General features: G+C 45.3%; 12 protein-coding genes, 10 tRNA genes and 2 rRNA genes. 8 read left to right on the top strand and 16 right to left on the bottom strand.

Annotated elements, in window-relative coordinates; all coding sequences use genetic code 11:
• Positions 1 to 113: 113 nt before the first annotated feature.
• The 3 genes from ELZ47_RS02815 to ELZ47_RS02805 are packed head-to-tail and all read right to left on the bottom strand — an operon-like array spanning position 114 to position 1,989.
• Positions 114 to 368, bottom strand: a complete 255-nt coding sequence (locus ELZ47_RS02815) for a DUF1912 family protein (RefSeq protein WP_126435211.1) — start codon at positions 366 to 368, stop codon at positions 114 to 116.
• Between the two features lie 26 nt (positions 369 to 394).
• A complete protein-coding gene (locus ELZ47_RS02810; RefSeq protein ID WP_126435210.1) occupies positions 395 to 1,756 on the bottom strand; it encodes a DUF438 domain-containing protein in 1,362 nt (453 codons plus the stop codon).
• 2 nt (positions 1,757 to 1,758) lie between these two features.
• On the bottom strand, positions 1,759 to 1,989 hold the full coding sequence (locus tag ELZ47_RS02805) for a DUF1858 domain-containing protein (protein WP_002894544.1): 231 nt from the start codon (positions 1,987 to 1,989) through the stop codon (positions 1,759 to 1,761).
• Positions 1,990 to 2,241: 252 nt separating this feature from the next.
• On the opposite strand from ELZ47_RS02805, the gene ELZ47_RS02800 reads away from it, so the two are divergent.
• The 4 genes from ELZ47_RS02800 to ELZ47_RS02785 all read left to right on the top strand — a co-directional run bounded on the left by ELZ47_RS02800 (position 2,242) and on the right by ELZ47_RS02785 (position 8,002).
• Complete coding sequence (locus ELZ47_RS02800) at positions 2,242 to 3,669, top strand: helix-turn-helix domain-containing protein (protein WP_061591950.1); 1,428 nt, start codon at positions 2,242 to 2,244, stop codon at positions 3,667 to 3,669.
• A gap of 157 nt (positions 3,670 to 3,826) precedes the next feature.
• Complete coding sequence (gene glpK, locus ELZ47_RS02795) at positions 3,827 to 5,335, top strand: glycerol kinase GlpK (RefSeq protein ID WP_002909032.1); 1,509 nt, start codon at positions 3,827 to 3,829, stop codon at positions 5,333 to 5,335.
• Between the two features lie 68 nt (positions 5,336 to 5,403).
• Positions 5,404 to 7,230: a type 1 glycerol-3-phosphate oxidase gene (glpO, locus tag ELZ47_RS02790; RefSeq protein ID WP_126435208.1), complete on the top strand. Its 1,827-nt coding sequence runs from the start codon at positions 5,404 to 5,406 to the stop codon at positions 7,228 to 7,230.
• A gap of 67 nt (positions 7,231 to 7,297) precedes the next feature.
• Complete coding sequence (locus ELZ47_RS02785) at positions 7,298 to 8,002, top strand: MIP/aquaporin family protein (RefSeq protein WP_049547876.1); 705 nt, start codon at positions 7,298 to 7,300, stop codon at positions 8,000 to 8,002.
• 200 nt (positions 8,003 to 8,202) lie between these two features.
• On the opposite strand, the gene rlmD is transcribed toward ELZ47_RS02785, so the two are convergent.
• Positions 8,203 to 9,573: a 23S rRNA (uracil(1939)-C(5))-methyltransferase RlmD gene (rlmD, locus tag ELZ47_RS02780; RefSeq protein ID WP_126435206.1), complete on the bottom strand. Its 1,371-nt coding sequence runs from the start codon at positions 9,571 to 9,573 to the stop codon at positions 8,203 to 8,205.
• A gap of 55 nt (positions 9,574 to 9,628) precedes the next feature.
• On the opposite strand from rlmD, the gene ELZ47_RS02775 reads away from it, so the two are divergent.
• The 4 genes from ELZ47_RS02775 to ELZ47_RS02760 all read left to right on the top strand — a co-directional run bounded on the left by ELZ47_RS02775 (position 9,629) and on the right by ELZ47_RS02760 (position 12,273).
• The gene (locus ELZ47_RS02775; RefSeq protein ID WP_126435204.1) at positions 9,629 to 10,405 is read left to right on the top strand and encodes an aminoglycoside 3'-phosphotransferase; all 777 of its coding nucleotides are present in this window, start codon (positions 9,629 to 9,631) and stop codon (positions 10,403 to 10,405) included.
• 26 nt (positions 10,406 to 10,431) lie between these two features.
• Positions 10,432 to 11,208: a recombination regulator RecX gene (gene recX / locus ELZ47_RS02770; protein ID WP_126435202.1), complete on the top strand. Its 777-nt coding sequence runs from the start codon at positions 10,432 to 10,434 to the stop codon at positions 11,206 to 11,208.
• 86 nt (positions 11,209 to 11,294) lie between these two features.
• On the top strand, positions 11,295 to 11,828 hold the full coding sequence (locus tag ELZ47_RS02765) for a DUF402 domain-containing protein (protein ID WP_002896978.1): 534 nt from the start codon (positions 11,295 to 11,297) through the stop codon (positions 11,826 to 11,828).
• 127 nt (positions 11,829 to 11,955) lie between these two features.
• Positions 11,956 to 12,273 (top strand): DUF960 domain-containing protein, encoded by a 318-nt coding sequence (locus ELZ47_RS02760; protein WP_002899683.1) that lies wholly within the window; start codon positions 11,956 to 11,958, stop codon positions 12,271 to 12,273.
• A 375-nt stretch (positions 12,274 to 12,648) separates the two neighbouring features.
• Here the strand turns inward: ELZ47_RS02760 and ELZ47_RS02755 are convergent.
• The 12 genes from ELZ47_RS02755 to ELZ47_RS02700 form a co-directional block, all read right to left on the bottom strand.
• A tRNA-Pro gene (locus tag ELZ47_RS02755) sits at positions 12,649 to 12,722 on the bottom strand.
• Positions 12,723 to 12,768: 46 nt separating this feature from the next.
• A tRNA-Arg gene (locus ELZ47_RS02750) sits at positions 12,769 to 12,842 on the bottom strand.
• Between the two features lie 57 nt (positions 12,843 to 12,899).
• Positions 12,900 to 12,973: transfer RNA gene (locus ELZ47_RS02745), tRNA-Arg, on the bottom strand.
• A 34-nt stretch (positions 12,974 to 13,007) separates the two neighbouring features.
• A tRNA-Leu gene (locus ELZ47_RS02740) sits at positions 13,008 to 13,093 on the bottom strand.
• Positions 13,094 to 13,100: 7 nt separating this feature from the next.
• Positions 13,101 to 13,172 (bottom strand) — tRNA-Gly (locus ELZ47_RS02735).
• A 14-nt stretch (positions 13,173 to 13,186) separates the two neighbouring features.
• Positions 13,187 to 13,259, bottom strand: a tRNA-Thr gene (locus ELZ47_RS02730).
• Between the two features lie 16 nt (positions 13,260 to 13,275).
• Positions 13,276 to 13,357, bottom strand: a tRNA-Leu gene (locus ELZ47_RS02725).
• Between the two features lie 5 nt (positions 13,358 to 13,362).
• Positions 13,363 to 13,435 (bottom strand) — tRNA-Lys (locus ELZ47_RS02720).
• Positions 13,436 to 13,467: 32 nt separating this feature from the next.
• Positions 13,468 to 13,540: transfer RNA gene (locus ELZ47_RS02715), tRNA-Asp, on the bottom strand.
• Between the two features lie 5 nt (positions 13,541 to 13,545).
• Positions 13,546 to 13,618: transfer RNA gene (locus ELZ47_RS02710), tRNA-Val, on the bottom strand.
• A 104-nt stretch (positions 13,619 to 13,722) separates the two neighbouring features.
• Positions 13,723 to 13,838, bottom strand: a 5S ribosomal RNA gene (gene rrf / locus ELZ47_RS02705).
• Between the two features lie 116 nt (positions 13,839 to 13,954).
• Positions 13,955 to 16,855, bottom strand: a 23S ribosomal RNA gene (locus ELZ47_RS02700).
• Positions 16,856 to 16,950 lie beyond the last annotated feature (95 nt).

Here is a 16,950-nt window from a genome sequence, read left to right as displayed (position 1 = left end):
ATCAGTAACCAGTTTTGACACATTTGTGGACTTCTCAGCGCCGCCACTTTCTGTAAAATGCTTGACTCAAAACACCTCTGATGAACTTATTCTATCACCTTTCCAGCGAAAAATCAATAATTTCTCTCGCCTAAAAGTCCGTCTGGCAGGTCATGAAATCCCTTGCCCGCCTGATAGTTGTCGAATTTCCCTAAAAGGAACTGGTAGGCATCGAGACGACTTTCATAGCGAATAGCCGCTTCCTTGGCCCGCTCGTCTTGGTCCGCTTCATAGACAGCCTGACTCTCCTTGAGGGCCATCTCGTTAATCATGACCTGGGTCTTGACCCAAGCTTCAAACTCTTGTAAAAATTCCTGTTCGTAACTCATGTTTCTCACTTTCTAACTGCAAATACCTAGTCCAAATCTCTGTAAAAATCACTATCAATATCACGGAAGGGCTGAATGTCCTGCACATACTCCAGCACTCCCTGAAACTCACCAGCCTCATCCCGCACTGCTGCATAGGTCACATGGACAAACTTGCCCCGTGATTCCGACTTGAACCACATCTCAAACTTGTCCCGCTCTCCCTCGCGCAGAGCCTTGAAAATCTGCCGCACCTTGTCCAAAAACTTAGGTGGGTGACAGAGCTCGACATTGCGCCCTATCTGGGAAGGCGTCCGCTTGAAAATCATCTCGTCCGCCGGCACGCTGTCATTATAATACTGGAAAATATCGTCCTTATTGACAAAGGTAATCTCCATGGGCAGATGGTCCAAAATCAGATTGGCCTCCGCCACTGACAGATAGCCATGGCCAAAAGACTGCTGGGAGTCCCGATTAAAGGCTTGCTCCTTCTTTTCCTTAGGCTTAAAGGAAATAGTGACCTGACCATCCGGCGTATCAATGACCTGCTGAAATCTGCCATCACTAGTCTGCTCTGTGCTGGCTGGCGCTTCGCTTCCTTCATCAGCAGCAGCCCCAGCTTCCTTCTCCGAGAATGAGTGCCGCGCAGGAATCCATTTCTCTGTTGGCTTGATGATAGCATAACCATAAGCATCACTCTCCTCAGCAATCTTGAGCCAGTCATCCTGATGAAAGGACTCCAAGAGAATCATAAGCAAAATGGACTCTTCCTTGAAAATCATAGCTTCAAACTCAGCCACAAAAGCCTCAAACTTGTCCTTGACTTCCTCAATCGAAGTATCCGGCAGTTGCTCTGCAGCAATCTTAGCCTCTTGGAAAAGGTCCCGAATCTGGTCGTCTACCCCCCACATGACCTTGGGCGGCGAATCATGGCCGTAGCTCTCCATGATAGGAAACATAAGCTCTTCCTTGCGCTGATAGTGGACATCAAACTGACCTACCAAATTCAGCTGGCGCTGGAGTCCCTTGCGTATTTCAGGAAGAAGGTCCTCAACTTCTGTGCTTTCATAGGTAGATAGGAGCCTGCGAACCCGCATGAGGGCAGCCCGCAAGGCTAGATTTTCCTGCTTAAAGATCTGAACCGGATGGCCTGGATGGTCAGTATCCGCCACCTCTACATTCTGAATGGCCCCTTTAAAGAGGTTGGCATGGACATTGCAGAGGGACATGACGTCTTCGAAGGTCACTCCCGTATCTGAGTTCATTAGCTCATGCTCCATCAGGCTGATCTCAATAGCGGACACACCTGCAAAATGCTCGTTGAAAAGCTCCTGAACAGATTCTGCTGAAGCTCCATTATGTAGGTCCAGCAAGATAGACTTGAGGACCTCAATGCGTTCAGTAGCCATGCCTAAATCCCCACCACTTCATAGCCATTTAATTCCAGAGTTTGCTTGATTTTATTAAGGTCAATGCCATTCATACCAGCACCTTTTTTGATAGAAACCACGCGCCCGACTGTATTGCGCATAACGGGATTGGCCAGAGGCGTAAAGCCCAACTCGACCAGAACATCCAAAACTTCTGGCTGCTTCTCAATCACTTCTGCCACCGGGATAGACAAATCAATCACATTATCCATAGCTGCTCCTTCATCGTCATTTTTCTACAATTATACCATAAAAAAGCTCTTAGCCTCAAAGCAAAAAAGTGTGAGTTTCTGCTCCTCTTACACTTGTTCAAAAGACATGGAATAGCGAATTAAGAAAGACATGATGATAGATTTCTGCCCTTCATTATTTCCCAGTGCGGTGATTAAAAATATAAAGCACATTGCTTCGTCTTTTTTCCCTTTTGTGATAAGCTAAGATTAGTGAATTGAGAGGGTTTTCGTATGTATCTTGCAGACTTAATGGAAAAGAGTGAAGCGGGGCAGTTTATTGTCCTGTCTTATTTACAGCAGCATTCTACATCCAGTTTGAAGGATGTCATGTCTGAAACAGGCTTCTCAAAAGCAACCTTGACCAAGTACATTAGCTTGATAAACGACAAGGCTATGGACCATCATGCAGCCGTATCCATCCAGCTTCAGGACGAAACACTCAGTCTGTCTGTCGGACCGGATACCAAGGGACGGGATATTCGCAGACTCTTTTTGGGCAATGCCGTCAAATATCAGATTTTAACCTACCTGCTCTACCATCAGCAGTTTTTAGCCCATCAATTAGCTCAGGAACTGATGATTAGTGAAGCAACACTCGGCCGTCATATATCCGGTCTAAATCAGATTTTATCAGAGTTTGAGCTATCTATCCAAAATGGCCGCCTGAAAGGTCCTGAACACCAGATCCGCTATTTTTATTTCTGCCTCTTTCGCAAGGTTTGGTCTAGTCAAGATTGGGAAAAAGAACTTCAAAAATCAGAAAGAAGGCAGGAAGTTGCCGTCTTAGAAGAACTCTGTGGAGCCCAACTCTCTCAAGGACAGCGATTGGACTTGGCTCTTTGGGCACATATCACCCAACAACGCCTAAGAGTCAATGCCTGTCAATTCCAAAACATTGAGCAGAAAATGCAGGGCTATTTTGAAAATATCTTTTACCAGCGCTTGCATCGCCGAACAAATGATTTCTTTGCTGGACAGCACATCACCCTGAGTCTCGAAGATGGCGAAATGATGATTTTCTTTTCATTTCTGATTTCCCATCGGATTTTACCCTTACACACCATGGAGTATATACTGGGCTTTGGCGGTGAAATTGCCAGTCTGATTACGCAACTGATTCAAGAGATGAAATCTCAGGACTTGCTTGGTGACTACATCGAAGATCAAGTGACCTACGAACTCAGTCAGCTCTGCGCCCATGTCTTTCTTTTCAAAGGCTGTCTCTTGCAAGACAAATACAAGCATGATTTGGAATTGCGCCATCCGTACTTATGGAGCGAATATGATTATCGACAAGTGGCAGACACGATTTTTAGCAAATTGCCTATTTTCCAGCAGGGAACATCTCTGGATAAAAAGGTGTTGTGGGAATGGCTCCAGCTGATGGAATACATTGCTGAAAACGACGGTCAACTCATCAAGATAGGCATGGACTTGATAGATAGCTTTATCGTTGTTTCCAGGATGACAGCCATTTTAAGGCGATACTTAGAGTACAATCGCTTTATTACGATTGAATCCTACGACCTTACCAGAAATTATGACCTCATCATCACCAACAATCCTATCCATCAAACCCAGCAGGCTCCCATCTATTATTTAAAAAATGACCTGGATTTGGAAGATTTGGCTCAAATCCGTCACATGATATTTCATTAAGAAACTTGGAGAAATCCAGGTTTCTTTGTGATTTTCGCACAATCTCCTCAATTTTTTTAAAAATTTAAAAAAAGTTGATAAAAAAGAAAGCGTTTTATTTTATATACTAGTTACTGTAGAGGAAACATCCTCAAGATTTTTACTAGGAGGACAGTTCATGTCACAAGAAAAATACATCATGGCCATCGACCAAGGAACAACTAGTTCCCGCGCCATCATCTTTAACAAAAAAGGAGAAAAAGTTAGCTCCAGTCAAAAAGAATTTACTCAGATTTTCCCTCAAGCTGGATGGGTTGAGCACAATGCCAATGAAATTTGGAACTCTGTGCAGTCTGTTATCGCCGGTGCCTTCATCGAAAGTGGAGTCAAACCTAACCAAATCGAAGCCATCGGAATCACCAACCAGCGTGAAACAACTGTTGTCTGGGATAAGAATACTGGCCTTCCTATCTATAATGCTATCGTTTGGCAATCTCGTCAGACTGCTCCTCTGGCTGAACAGCTGAAAAGCCAAGGCTATGTGGAAAAATTCCATGAAAAGACTGGTTTGATTATTGACGCTTACTTCTCTGCTACCAAGGTTCGCTGGATTTTGGACCATGTAGAGGGAGCGCAAGAAAGAGCTGAAAAGGGTGAATTGCTCTTTGGGACTATCGATACTTGGCTGGTTTGGAAATTAACTGACGGCGCGGCTCACGTGACCGACTACTCAAATGCAGCCCGTACCATGCTCTATAACATCAAGGATCTTAAATGGGATGATGAGATTTTGGAAATCCTTAACATTCCAAAGGCTATGCTTCCAGAAGTTCGATCTAACTCAGAAATCTATGGCAAGACTGCTCCATTCCATTTCTACGGCGGAGAAGTTCCAATCTCTGGTATGGCTGGTGACCAACAGGCCGCTCTCTTTGGACAGTTAGCTTTTGAGCCTGGTATGGTTAAGAATACTTATGGAACTGGTTCTTTCATCATCATGAACACTGGTGAAGAGATGCAGCTGTCTGAAAATAACCTCTTGACAACCATTGGCTACGGTATCAACGGCAAGGTTTACTATGCTTTAGAAGGTTCTATCTTCATTGCCGGAAGTGCCATTCAATGGCTGCGCGACGGTCTTCGGATGGTTGAAAATTCACCAGAATCTGAAAAATATGCTCTCAATTCTCACAACAATGACGAAGTCTATGTCGTACCTGCCTTTACTGGTCTGGGCGCTCCCTACTGGGATCAAAATGCACGTGGATCTGTCTTTGGCTTGACCCGCGGAACCAGCAAGGAAGACTTTATCAAGGCTACTCTGCAATCCATCGCTTACCAAGTACGCGACATCATTGATACCATGCAGGTGGATGCCAAGACTGCTATTCAAGTCCTCAAAGTCGACGGCGGTGCTGCTATGAACAACTTCCTCATGCAGTTCCAGGCTGACATTTTGGGAATCGATATTGCCCGTGCTAAAAACCTAGAAACAACTGCTCTCGGGGCTGCCTTCTTAGCAGGACTTTCAGTAGGCTACTGGAAAGACTTAGACGAACTCCGCACTCTCAACGAAACTGGAGAACTCTTTGAACCATCTATGAATGAATCCCGCAAGGAACAACTCTACAAAGGATGGAAAAAAGCCGTTAAGGCAACTCAAGCCTTTGCAGAAATCGATGACTGATACTGATTCTTATTTTGATAATCAAGTCAGTAGAAGCATGAAACGACTAAGTTAGAAAGTGTGCAATTATGGAATTTTCAAAGAAAACACGTGAATTATCGATTAAAAAAATGCAGGAACGAACCTTGGACCTCCTGATTATTGGTGGTGGGATTACCGGTGCTGGGGTAGCCTTGCAAGCGGCAGCTAGTGGCCTGGAGACCGGTCTGATTGAAATGCAGGATTTTGCAGAAGGAACTTCTAGCCGTTCGACTAAGCTGGTCCACGGCGGACTTCGTTACCTCAAGCAATTCGACGTAGAGGTGGTCTCAGATACAGTTTCAGAGCGTGCTGTAGTTCAGCAAATTGCCCCTCATATTCCAAAACCAGATCCTATGCTCCTGCCTGTCTACGAAGAAGAGGGCGCTACTTTCAGCCTCTTCCGCCTCAAAGTGGCTATGGACCTCTATGACCTCTTGGCTGGTGTCAACAACACTCCTGCTGCTAACAAGGTCTTGAGCAAGGAAGAAGTGCTAGAACGGGAACCCGAACTGAAGAAGGAAGGTCTGGTCGGTGGCGGTGTCTATCTTGACTTCCGTAACAACGACGCTCGCCTCGTGATTGAAAATATCAAACGTGCCAACCAAGACGGCGCCCTGATTGCCAACCATGTCAAGGCAGAAGGCTTCCTCTTTGATGAAGCAGGAAAGATTACAGGTGTTGTTGCGCGTGATCTCTTGACAGATGAAGTCTTTGAAATCAAGGCTCGCTTGGTCATCAATACAACTGGTCCTTGGAGCGATAAGGTACGCAATCTGTCTAATGACGGTGAGCAATACTCACAAATGCGTCCAACCAAGGGTGTTCACTTGGTGGTTGACTCTAGCAAGATCAAAGTTTCTCAGCCAGTCTACTTTGACACAGGCTTGGGAGATGGTCGGATGGTCTTTGTTCTTCCACGTGAAAATAAAACCTACTTTGGTACGACAGATACTGACTATACTGGTGAACTAGAGCATCCAAAAGTAACCCAAGAAGATGTGGATTACCTCTTGGGCATTGTCAACAATCGCTTCCCAGAAGCAAAGATCACAATTGACGACATCGAAAGTAGCTGGGCAGGTCTGCGTCCTCTCATTGCAGGAAACAGCGCTTCTGACTACAACGGCGGAAACAACGGTACCATTAGCGACGAAAGCTTCAATGCACTGATTGCGACTGTTGAAAGCTATCTAGCCAAAGAAAAATCCCGTGAAGATGTTGAAGCAGCTGTTACGCAACTTGAAAGCAGCACATCTGAAAAACACTTGGATCCATCTGCCGTGTCTCGCGGTTCCAGTCTAGAGCGTGATAACAATGGCCTCTTGACCCTTGCTGGCGGTAAGATTACGGACTATCGTAAGATGGCGGAAGGCGCTATGGAGCGCGTGGTTGAAATCTTAAAAGCAGAATTCGACCGCAGCTTCAAGCTCATCAACTCGAAGACCTACCCTGTTTCAGGCGGAGAGCTCAATCCAGCTAATGTGGATTCCGAGATCGAAGCTTTTGCGCAACTTGGTGTCTCACGTGGCTTAGACAGCAAAGAAGCCTTCTATCTTGCAAACCTTTACGGCTCCAATTCTCCTAAAGTCTTTGCCCTCGCTCATAGCATCGAGCAAGCACCAGGTCTCAGCCTAGCGGATACCTTGTCACTGCACTATGCTATGCGTAACGAATTAGCACTTAGCCCAGTTGACTTCCTGCTTCGCCGGACAAACCACATGCTCTTTATGCGGGATAGCTTAGATGCTATTTTAGAGCCAGTTCTGGACGAAATGGGACGCTTCTACGACTGGACAGAAGAAGAAAAAGCAACTTATCGAAACGATGTTCAAGCTGCCCTTGCAAATAACGATTTAGAAGAATTAAAAAAATAGAAAATACGAGAAGAGGCGGTAGATTAAGAACTGTCTGCCTCCCCTTCTTTTAAATGGAGTAACATAAATGATGAAAGAAATCTTTGGCGAATTTTTAGGCACACTGCTCTTGCTCCTTTTGGGAAATGGTGTAGTTGCAGGTGTAGTTCTTCCCAAAACCAAGAGTCACAATTCAGGCTGGATTGTAATTACTATGGGATGGGGGATTGCCGTTGCCATCGCTGCTTTTGTATCTGGCAACCTTGGACCAGCCCATCTGAATCCTGCCCTCACTATCGGAGTAGCCCTGAAAGGTGATTTGCCTTGGGCATCTGTACTTCCTTACGTCCTTGCTCAGTTTGCAGGTGCTATGGTCGGACAGTTTCTAGTCTTCCTACAGTTCAAGCCTCACTATTTGGCAGAAGAAAATCCAGCAAACATCTTGGGCACATTCAGCACAGGACCAGCTATCAAAGATACCTTCTCTAACCTGATTAGCGAAATCCTTGGAACTTTTGTTCTTGTACTGACTATCTTCGCTCTTGGACTTTATAAGCTGCAAGCAGGCATTGGTACTTTTGCAGTCGGAACATTGATTGTCGGAATTGGTCTCTCACTTGGTGGAACAACTGGCTATGCCCTCAACCCAGCTCGTGATTTAGGCCCTCGTATCATGCACAGTCTTCTTCCTATTCCCAAAAAAGGTGATGGTGATTGGAGCTATGCTTGGATTCCAGTTGTCGGACCAATCATTGGTGCCGTCCTTGCAGTCCTAGTCTTTGGCTTATTCTAATATAATTTATTGCCATTAGAGAACACTTGACGAGTGTTCTCTTTTTGTGACTAATTGATTAGGTGGAGACTGACCTTCCAAACTTACGCTTCCGATAAAACCATTGCAATTTTGACAAAAGAAAAGACTTAGCCCTTTATTAGAGAAGACTAAGTCCTTTTTTGAATGATTTTGTCAACTTTTTTGTGAGTCGTTTCTGATTAACTCAAACGAGAGCTATCTCGTTTGGATAATTTCACCACTGCTTCAGTCCGAGCGGTATGCGGAAACATATCAACCGACTGGATGTAGTGGACATCGTAGACCCGACAGAGCTTGACCAAATCGCGAGCCAGAGTTGAGACATTGCAGGAAACGTAGACCATCTTCTCAGGTGCATAACGAACAATTGTCTCCAGCAGCTTATCGTCCAGACCTGTTCGCGGCGGATCGACAATTAAGGCATCCGCCCTATAACCCTCAGCGTACCAGCGAGGAATAATCTCCTCTGCCGTTCCAGCCTCGTAGAGCGTATTGGCAAAGCCCATCCTTTTTGCATTACGCTTGGCGTCTTCAATGGCCTCAGGGATGATGTCCATGCCCCTCAGAGATTTGACCCTTTTAGCAAAGGCAAAGCCGATGGTCCCCACTCCGCAATAAGCATCAATTAAATGGTCTTCTTCCGTTACATCCAGCGCCTTAACCGCCTCCCCATAGAGCACCTCTGTTTGCTCAGGGTTGAGCTGATAGAAAGCTCGAGGCGACAGGGAGAATTCATAGTCCAGCACTCCTTCTTGGATTGCCTCCTCACCCCAGATAATCTCTGTCTTATCCCCATAAATCTCACTAGACTTGCTCGTATGATAATTGACTGCTACTGTCTCCAACTCTGGAAATTCAGCCACTAGGTCTTGAACTACTAGAGAGAAGTCCAGCTTGCGCCCTGTCACAAAAATCATCTGCACCTGACCCGTCTTTCTGGATCTGCGAATCATGACCGTACGTACTCCAGCAGTCTTCCTCTCATCATAGATAGGCAGCCTATACTTACTTAAAAGCCGAGCAACCTTATTTATGATCTGTTGCGTTACCTTGTCCTGAACCAGACAGTTTTTCAGCGAGACCAGATAGTGGGAATTCTGGGCATAGAGCCCCGCTTTGACCTCATCCTTAAATTTCCGAGTCTGAAACTGCAACTTGGCCCGATAATAGAGCGGCTCCTGCATACCAATGGTCGGACGAATCTCATAGTTCTCGTAGCCAGCTGGCGCAAATTTTTTCAAAGCCTGACGCAGCAAATCTTCCTTAAACTCCAACTGCTTGTCATAGTGGAGGTGCATGATTTGACAGCCCCCACACCTATCATAAATCTCACAAGGCGCTTCCACCCGAAATTTTGACCGCTTGTTGATGGTCAAGAGCTTGGCCTCGATGAAATTACGCTGAACTCTGGTCACCTGACAGTAGACTTCCTCGCCTTTCAAAGCCCCTGGCACAAAGACCAGAGTTTTCTTATAAAATCCAATCCCTTCCCCATTAATCCCCATTTTCTTAATTTTCAAAGGGATTCTTTGCTTCACTTTCACATTCATGCTTCTATTATACCACGCTGCGTCGCATTAGTTGAGAATATGTTACAATAAAAGTATGAAAGCAGAAAAAATATCCCTTCCACTAGCCCAGTTCCCTGAGCAAATACGAACTTATCTAGAGGGAGCCAACTTTTACGACAGCTCCTCACATTCTGCAGCCAGCGTTTTCTATGCTGATACAGGCTATTATTTGAAAATCGACCAAAAAGGCCAGTTAGCCCAAGAAGCCACACTTGCCAAGTGGTTTGAAAAGCAAGGACTCAGTGTGCCTGTCATTCACTACCTGACAGAAGATAAGGACTACCTGCTGACTAAAGAAGCCGAGGGCAAGGACGCCCTAGCCTTTCTTCAACAGCCAGAAGAACTTTGCCAAACGATGGCTACCGCACTAAAAAAACTTCACAGCATCCAACCCCAGCATTTCCCAATCCAGCATCGCCTCCAACACTATAAAGAACAAGCAGCGGAAAATTATCGGAAAGGTTGCTTTTATCAAAAAGCCATACTGCCTCAATTTCATATCCAAAACCGAGAGGAAGCTTACCAGCTTATCCAAGAGCAGGGACAGCTACTGACGGCGGACGCCTTGATCCACGGAGATGCCTGCTTGCCTAATTTCATTCTGAAAGACGCAGCAACCTTCTCCTGCTTTATTGACCTTGGTCTCGCCGGCCTTAGCGATCGCCACTTTGACCTTTACTGGGCGATCTGGTCTCTTACTTATAATTTATCTGAACCTAAATATGCAGAGCTATTTCTTGACTACTATGGCAGGAAGGATGTTGATACAGACAAACTGCGCTTGATTGCTGCCTTTGAAGCATTTGGCTAAAAGAAAGGACTTTACCAAAATCCCCTATGAAAATCACAAAAATCGAAAAGAAAAAAAGACTCTACCTCTTGGAGTTGGACGACAGTGAAAAGCTCTATATTACAGAAGACACCATTGTTCGCTTCATGTTGTCTAAAGGAATGGAAATCACGGAGCAGGAGCTAAAAGAAATTCAAGGCTATGCCCAATTTTCCTACGGAAAAAATCTAGCCCTCTACCATCTTTCCTTCAAGCAAAGAACTGCCAAGGAAGTTAAAGACTACTTAACACAGCACGACATCCAACCAGAAATCATCAGCCAGGTCTTGGACAATCTAAAAAAGGATAATTGGATTAATGATAGAAAATATGCTAACTCTTTTATCCAATCCAATCTTATCACTGGTGACAAAGGCGCTTTTGTTCTAAAACAAAAACTCAGCCAAAAAGGGATTTCTAGCACCATCATAGAAGAAGAATTGAGCCAGTTTGATTTTACTGAACTAACAGACAAGGTTGCCGAAAAGCTGCTCAAAAAACATCAGGGAAAACTGCCCAGCAAGGCCTTACAAGATAAAATACTTCAATCCTTGATAAACAAAGGTTTTTCCTATAGTCAAGCTAAAACCGCCTATCAGCATTTGGAAATCGAAGAAGACAAAGAAAACCAGCAAGAGCTACTCTATAAAGAGCTAGACAAGAAATACCGCAAGTACTCAAAAAAGTACGACGGCTACGACCTAAAACAGCGTTTAACCCAAGCTCTAGCCCGCAAGGGCTATGATTTCTCCGACATCGCTAGCGCCCTGAGAGAATATCTTTAAGATTTCCAATGAAAACTTATGCATTTCTATGAAAATATGTTACAATATAGAAGATGAACTTATAAATTGTAGAAAGTTGGTAAGTTATGAAACTTCCAAAAGAAGGCGACTTTATTACAATTCAAAGTTATAAGCATGATGGGAATCTTCACCGCACTTGGCGAGATACCATGGTACTAAAGACAACAGAAAACGCCATTATTGGCGTTAATGACCACACACTGGTAACAGAAAGTGATGGCCGACGTTGGGTAACACGTGAACCAGCCATTGTCTATTTTCATAAAAAATACTGGTTTAATATCATTGCCATGATTCGCGACAATGGAACTTCATACTACTGCAACCTAGCCAGTCCTTACTATCTGGATAATGAAGCTCTAAAATACATTGACTATGATTTAGATGTCAAAGTCTTTGCTGATGGTGAAAAACGTCTCTTGGATGTAGAAGAATATGAACGCCACAAAAAACAGATGCACTATTCTGATGATTTGGATTTCATTCTCAAAGAAAATGTCAAAATCCTAGTTGATTGGATTAACAACGGAAGAGGTCCATTTTCAGATGCTTATGTCAATATTTGGTACAAACGTTATGTTGAACTAAAGAATCGATAAAGTTGTCAAAGAGCGCAAGCTCTTTTTCTTTTGTCTAATTCGGCCTCACCAGAGGTCAAATTCTTGCAATCTCAAGCATTTTCGGGTATCATATAAGAAAATCCAGACTGTAAGAAAGGAGTCTCCAATGGCATTTACAAATACTCTCGGCCGATATGCCAGCTTTGGCATCATGACGAGCCTCCCTGAAGAAATTGTCGACTCATTCTGGTACATCATTGATAACAATCTCAAAGGGGTCTTTGAACTTCGCCCAGTCCTCAAGTTCGAAATCATCAACCGCCAAGGAAGAGTATCTCTACGATTCTCACAAAAAAACTTCAACACCATTATTTCATTTGACTTAAACTATCAATTTGACCCTTTCTTTCCTAGAAAAGTCTACATCGTTGATAATAAGGGCAAAGAAACCATTATGCTATCTGACGAATACTCTTTGATGTAGTAAATCAAACTCAGCACATATAAAAACCTCTGAAAGCAACTATTCACTGCTATCAGAGGTTTTTATCTTTAATATTATTCATCCCAAATGGAAAGTACATTTGAGCAGCTTGATACAGCCTAAACTCCCGGAACACTAGTCTTATAAATAATCTAAACCAGATTAAATAATCAAATCACTTGCTTTCTAACATGAATATAGAAAAGGACAGGACCAGTAAATCTAAAAAGATTGTATCTCTAATTAAATCCGACTATAAGTTAAGTAAGGAGTCTTAATAACAACATATGTTAGCTAAGTCATAGATACTGAACACACAGTTTTCTTAAAAAAGAAAAAAGATAGATCAGTATATCTATCTTTTATGTTATCTAGTCGGGAAGACAGGATTCGAACCTGCGACACCTTGGTCCCAAACCAAGTACTCTACCAAGCTGAGCTACTTCCCGGTGTTTAAACAATCTAAAAACGGAGCCCTAAGACTTCGCTTCCAAATGCACCCTAGAGGAGTCGAACCTCTAACCGCCTGATTCGTAGTCAGGTACTCTATCCAGTTGAGCTAAGGGTGCTCACTATTTATATTAAATTCATTATAACAAAAGTTAAGAAAAAATCAAACAATTTAATGCACCCTAGAGGAGTCGAACCTCTAACCGCCTGATTCGTAGTCAGGTACTCTATCCAGTTGAGCTAAGGGTGCTCATCTTCTTCCACTTCTGCCTCTTACAAGTCTATGCCGAGGACCGGAATCGAACCGGTACGATCGTTACCAATCGCAGGATTTTAAGTCCTGTGCGTCTGCCAGTTCCGCCACCCCGGCCGCCTCAAGCGAACGACGGGATTCGAACCCGCGACCCCCACCTTGGCAAGGTGATGTTCTACCACTGAACTACGTTCGCATCCTATTCAAAAATGCCGGCTACATGACTTGAACACGCGACCCTCTGATTACAAATCAGATGCTCTACCAACTGAGCTAAGCCGGCTCATTATTATCTTATATGCGGGTTAAGGGACTTGAACCCCCACGCCCTAAAGCGCCAGATCCTAAATCTGGTGCGTCTGCCAATTCCGCCAAACCCGCTCTTATGACCCGTACTGGGCTCGAACCAGTGACCCTTTGATTAAAAGTCAAATGCTCTACCAACTGAGCTAACGAGTCTCTTACTTTTCTTGAAATCTTCTCGACTTCAACGGTCCCGACGGGAATCGAACCCGCGATCTTCGCCGTGACAGGGCGACGTGATAACCGCTACACTACGGGACCTAATATGGGAGTTAACGGGATCGAACCGCTGACCCTCTGCTTGTAAGGCAGATGCTCTCCCAGCTGAGCTAAACTCCCAAAGGGTGGAGTCTAGCTCAGCCAACGGTGAGAAACTTCGTTTCTCTCATCCGCCGATTGTAATTTCGATTTCCTCTCCATTACAACTAAGCTAAACTCCCTTCGCTAAGCGACTTCCATATCTCACAGGGGGCAACCCCCAACTACTTCCGGCGTTCTAGGGCTTAACTGCTGTGTTCGGCATGGGTACAGGTGTATCTCCTAGGCTATCGTCACTTAACTATTGAATTAACTGTCCTGTCCTCTCAGACAAGCCTTGTCAACTCAAAATTGAATACAATATCAAATCTCACAATTCTCTAAACCATTCGCTGCACTCTGATGAAGTTCTTATTCTAGGATAAGTCCTCGAGCGATTAGTATTGGTCCGCTCCATTGCTCACACAACTTCCACTCCCAACCTATCAACCTGATCTTCTCTCAGGGCTCTTACTAACTTGCGTTATGGGAAATCTCATCTTGAGGTGGGTTTCACACTTAGATGCTTTCAGCGTTTATCCCTTCCCTACATAGCTACCCAGCGATGCTCTTGGCAGAACAACTGGTACACCAGCGGTAAGTCCACTCTGGTCCTCTCGTACTAGGAGCAGATCCTCTCAAATTTCCTACGCCCGCGACGGATAGGGACCGAACTGTCTCACGACGTTCTGAACCCAGCTCGCGTGCCGCTTTAATGGGCGAACAGCCCAACCCTTGGGACCGACTACAGCCCCAGGATGCGACGAGCCGACATCGAGGTGCCAAACCTCCCCGTCGATGTGAACTCTTGGGGGAGATAAGCCTGTTATCCCCAGGGTAGCTTTTATCCGTTGAGCGATGGCCCTTCCATACGGAACCACCGGATCACTAAGCCCGACTTTCGTCCCTGCTCGAGTTGTAGCTCTCGCAGTCAAGCTCCCTTATACCTTTACACTCTACGACTGATTTCCAACCAGTCTGAGGGAACCTTTGGGCGCCTCCGTTACCTTTTAGGAGGCGACCGCCCCAGTCAAACTGCCCGTCAGACACTGTCTCCGTAGATGATAAACCTACCGGGTTAGAGTGGCCATAACACAAGGGTAGTATCCCAACAACGCCTCCATCGAAACTGGCGTCCCGATTTCATAGGCTCCTACCTATCCTGTACATGTGGCACAGACACTCAATATCAAACTGCAGTAAAGCTCCATGGGGTCTTTCCGTCCTGTCGCGGGTAACCTGCATCTTCACAGGTACTAAAATTTCACCGAGTCTCTCGTTGAGACAGTGCCCAAATCATTACGCCTTTCGTGCGGGTCGGAACTTACCCGACAAGGAATTTCGCTACCTTAGGACCGTTATAGTTACGGCCGCCGTTTACTGGGGCTTCAATTCATACCTTCGCGTTACCGCTAAGCACTCCTCTTAACCTTCCAGCACCGGGCAGGCGTCACCCCCTATACATCATCTTACGATTTAGCAGAGAGCTGTGTTTTTGATAAACAGTTGCTTGGGCCTATTCACTGCGGCTGACTTAAGTCAGCACCCCTTCTCCCGAAGTTACGGGGTCATTTTGCCGAGTTCCTTAACGAGAGTTCTCTCGCTCACCTGAGGCTACTCGCCTCGACTACCTGTGTCGGTTTGCGGTACGGGTAGAGTATGATACAACGCTAGAAGCTTTTCTTGGCAGTGTGACATCACTCACTCGCTACTAAACTTCGCTCCCCATCACAGCTCAACGTTATAGGTATAAGCATTTGACTCATACCACGCCTCACTGCTTAGACGTACATCCATTCGTACGCACGAGTTAGCCTACTGCGTCCCTCCATCACTTCATACTCTAGTACAGGAATCTCAACCTGTTGGCCATCGGATACACCTTTCGGTCTCTCCTTAGGTCCCGACTAACCCAGGGCGGACGAGCCTTCCCCTGGAAACCTTAGTCTTACGGTGGACAGGATTCTCACCTGTCTTGCGCTACTCATACCGGCATTCTCACTTCTATGCGTTCCAGCGCTCCTCACGGTACACCTTCGCCACACATAGAACGCTCTCCTACCATACCTATAAAAGGTATCCACAGCTTCGGTAAATTGTTTTAGCCCCGGTACATTTTCGGCGCAGGGTCACTCGACTAGTGAGCTATTACGCACTCTTTGAATGAATAGCTGCTTCTAAGCTAACATCCTAGTTGTCTGTGCAACCCCACATCCTTTTCCACTTAACAATTATTTTGGGACCTTAGCTGGTGGTCTGGGCTGTTTCCCTTTCGACTACGGATCTTAGCACTCGCAGTCTGACTGCCGACCATAATTCATTGGCATTCGGAGTTTATCTGAGATTGGTAATCCGGGATGGACCCCTCACCCAAACAGTGCTCTACCTCCAAGAATCTTCATGTCGACGCTAGCCCTAAAGCTATTTCGGAGAGAACCAGCTATCTCCAAGTTCGTTTGGAATTTCTCCGCTACCCACAAGTCATCCAAGCACTTTTCAACGTGCCCTGGTTCGGTCCTCCAGTGCGTTTTACCGCACCTTCAACCTGCTCATGGGTAGGTCACATGGTTTCGGGTCTACATCATGATACTAAGACGCCCTATTCAGACTCGGTTTCCCTACGGCTCCGTCTCTTCAACTTAACCTCGCATCATAACGTAACTCGCCGGTTCATTCTACAAAAGGCACGCTCTCACCCATGAACGGGCTCGAACTTGTTGTAGGCACACGGTTTCAGGTTCTATTTCACTCCCCTCCCGGGGTGCTTTTCACCTTTCCCTCACGGTACTGGTTCACTATCGGTCACTAGGGAGTATTTAGGGTTGGGAGATGGTCCTCCCAGATTCCGACGGGATTTCACGTGTCCCGCCGTACTCAGGATACTGCTAGGTACAGAATCTATTTAAAATACGAGGCTCTTACTCTCTTTGGCTGACTTTCCCAAGTCATTCTTCTATAAATTCTGAGTCCACATTGCAGTCCTACAACCCCGAAGAGTAAACTCTTCGGTTTGCCCTCCTGCCTCTTCGCTCGCCGCTACTAAGGCAATCGCTTTTGCTTTCTCTTCCTGCAGCTACTTAGATGTTTCAGTTCACTGCGTCTTCCTCCTCATTTCCTTAACAGAAATGGGTAACAGGCATCAACCTGTTGGGTTCCCCCATTCGGACATCCCCGGATCAAGTGCTTACTTACAGCTCCCCGAGGCATTTCGTCGTTTGTCACGTCCTTCTTCGGCTCCTAGTGCCAAGGCATCCACCGTGCGCCCTTACTAACTTAACCTTATTTTTGACCTTTCAGTCTTAAACTCATTAATATTCACAGCGTTTTCGGTTTATTTTCTTGTTACTATTTGATATCAGTATTCAATTTTCAAT

It is taken from the genome of Streptococcus sanguinis, assembly GCF_900635155.1.
GTDB classification, from domain to species: Bacteria; Bacillota; Bacilli; order Lactobacillales; family Streptococcaceae; genus Streptococcus; species Streptococcus sanguinis_G.
Note: the sequence above shows the minus strand (reverse complement) of the source record. Positions and strands in the feature narration are given on the sequence as shown.

Coding starts and splice junctions, on each gene's coding strand:
- recX (WP_126435202.1), top strand. CDS start 10,432: ATGAAAATCACAAAAATCGAAAAGAAAAAAAGACTCTACCTCTTGGAG.
- ELZ47_RS02775 (WP_126435204.1), top strand. CDS start 9,629: ATGAAAGCAGAAAAAATATCCCTTCCACTAGCCCAGTTCCCTGAGCAA.
- ELZ47_RS02760 (WP_002899683.1), top strand. CDS start 11,956: ATGGCATTTACAAATACTCTCGGCCGATATGCCAGCTTTGGCATCATG.
- ELZ47_RS02800 (WP_061591950.1), top strand. CDS start 2,242: ATGTATCTTGCAGACTTAATGGAAAAGAGTGAAGCGGGGCAGTTTATT.
- ELZ47_RS02815 (WP_126435211.1), bottom strand. CDS start 368: ATGAGTTACGAACAGGAATTTTTACAAGAGTTTGAAGCTTGGGTCAAG.
- glpK (WP_002909032.1), top strand. CDS start 3,827: ATGTCACAAGAAAAATACATCATGGCCATCGACCAAGGAACAACTAGT.
- ELZ47_RS02810 (WP_126435210.1), bottom strand. CDS start 1,756: ATGGCTACTGAACGCATTGAGGTCCTCAAGTCTATCTTGCTGGACCTA.
- ELZ47_RS02805 (WP_002894544.1), bottom strand. CDS start 1,989: ATGGATAATGTGATTGATTTGTCTATCCCGGTGGCAGAAGTGATTGAG.
- glpO (WP_126435208.1), top strand. CDS start 5,404: ATGGAATTTTCAAAGAAAACACGTGAATTATCGATTAAAAAAATGCAG.
- ELZ47_RS02785 (WP_049547876.1), top strand. CDS start 7,298: ATGATGAAAGAAATCTTTGGCGAATTTTTAGGCACACTGCTCTTGCTC.
- rlmD (WP_126435206.1), bottom strand. CDS start 9,573: ATGAATGTGAAAGTGAAGCAAAGAATCCCTTTGAAAATTAAGAAAATG.
- ELZ47_RS02765 (WP_002896978.1), top strand. CDS start 11,295: ATGAAACTTCCAAAAGAAGGCGACTTTATTACAATTCAAAGTTATAAG.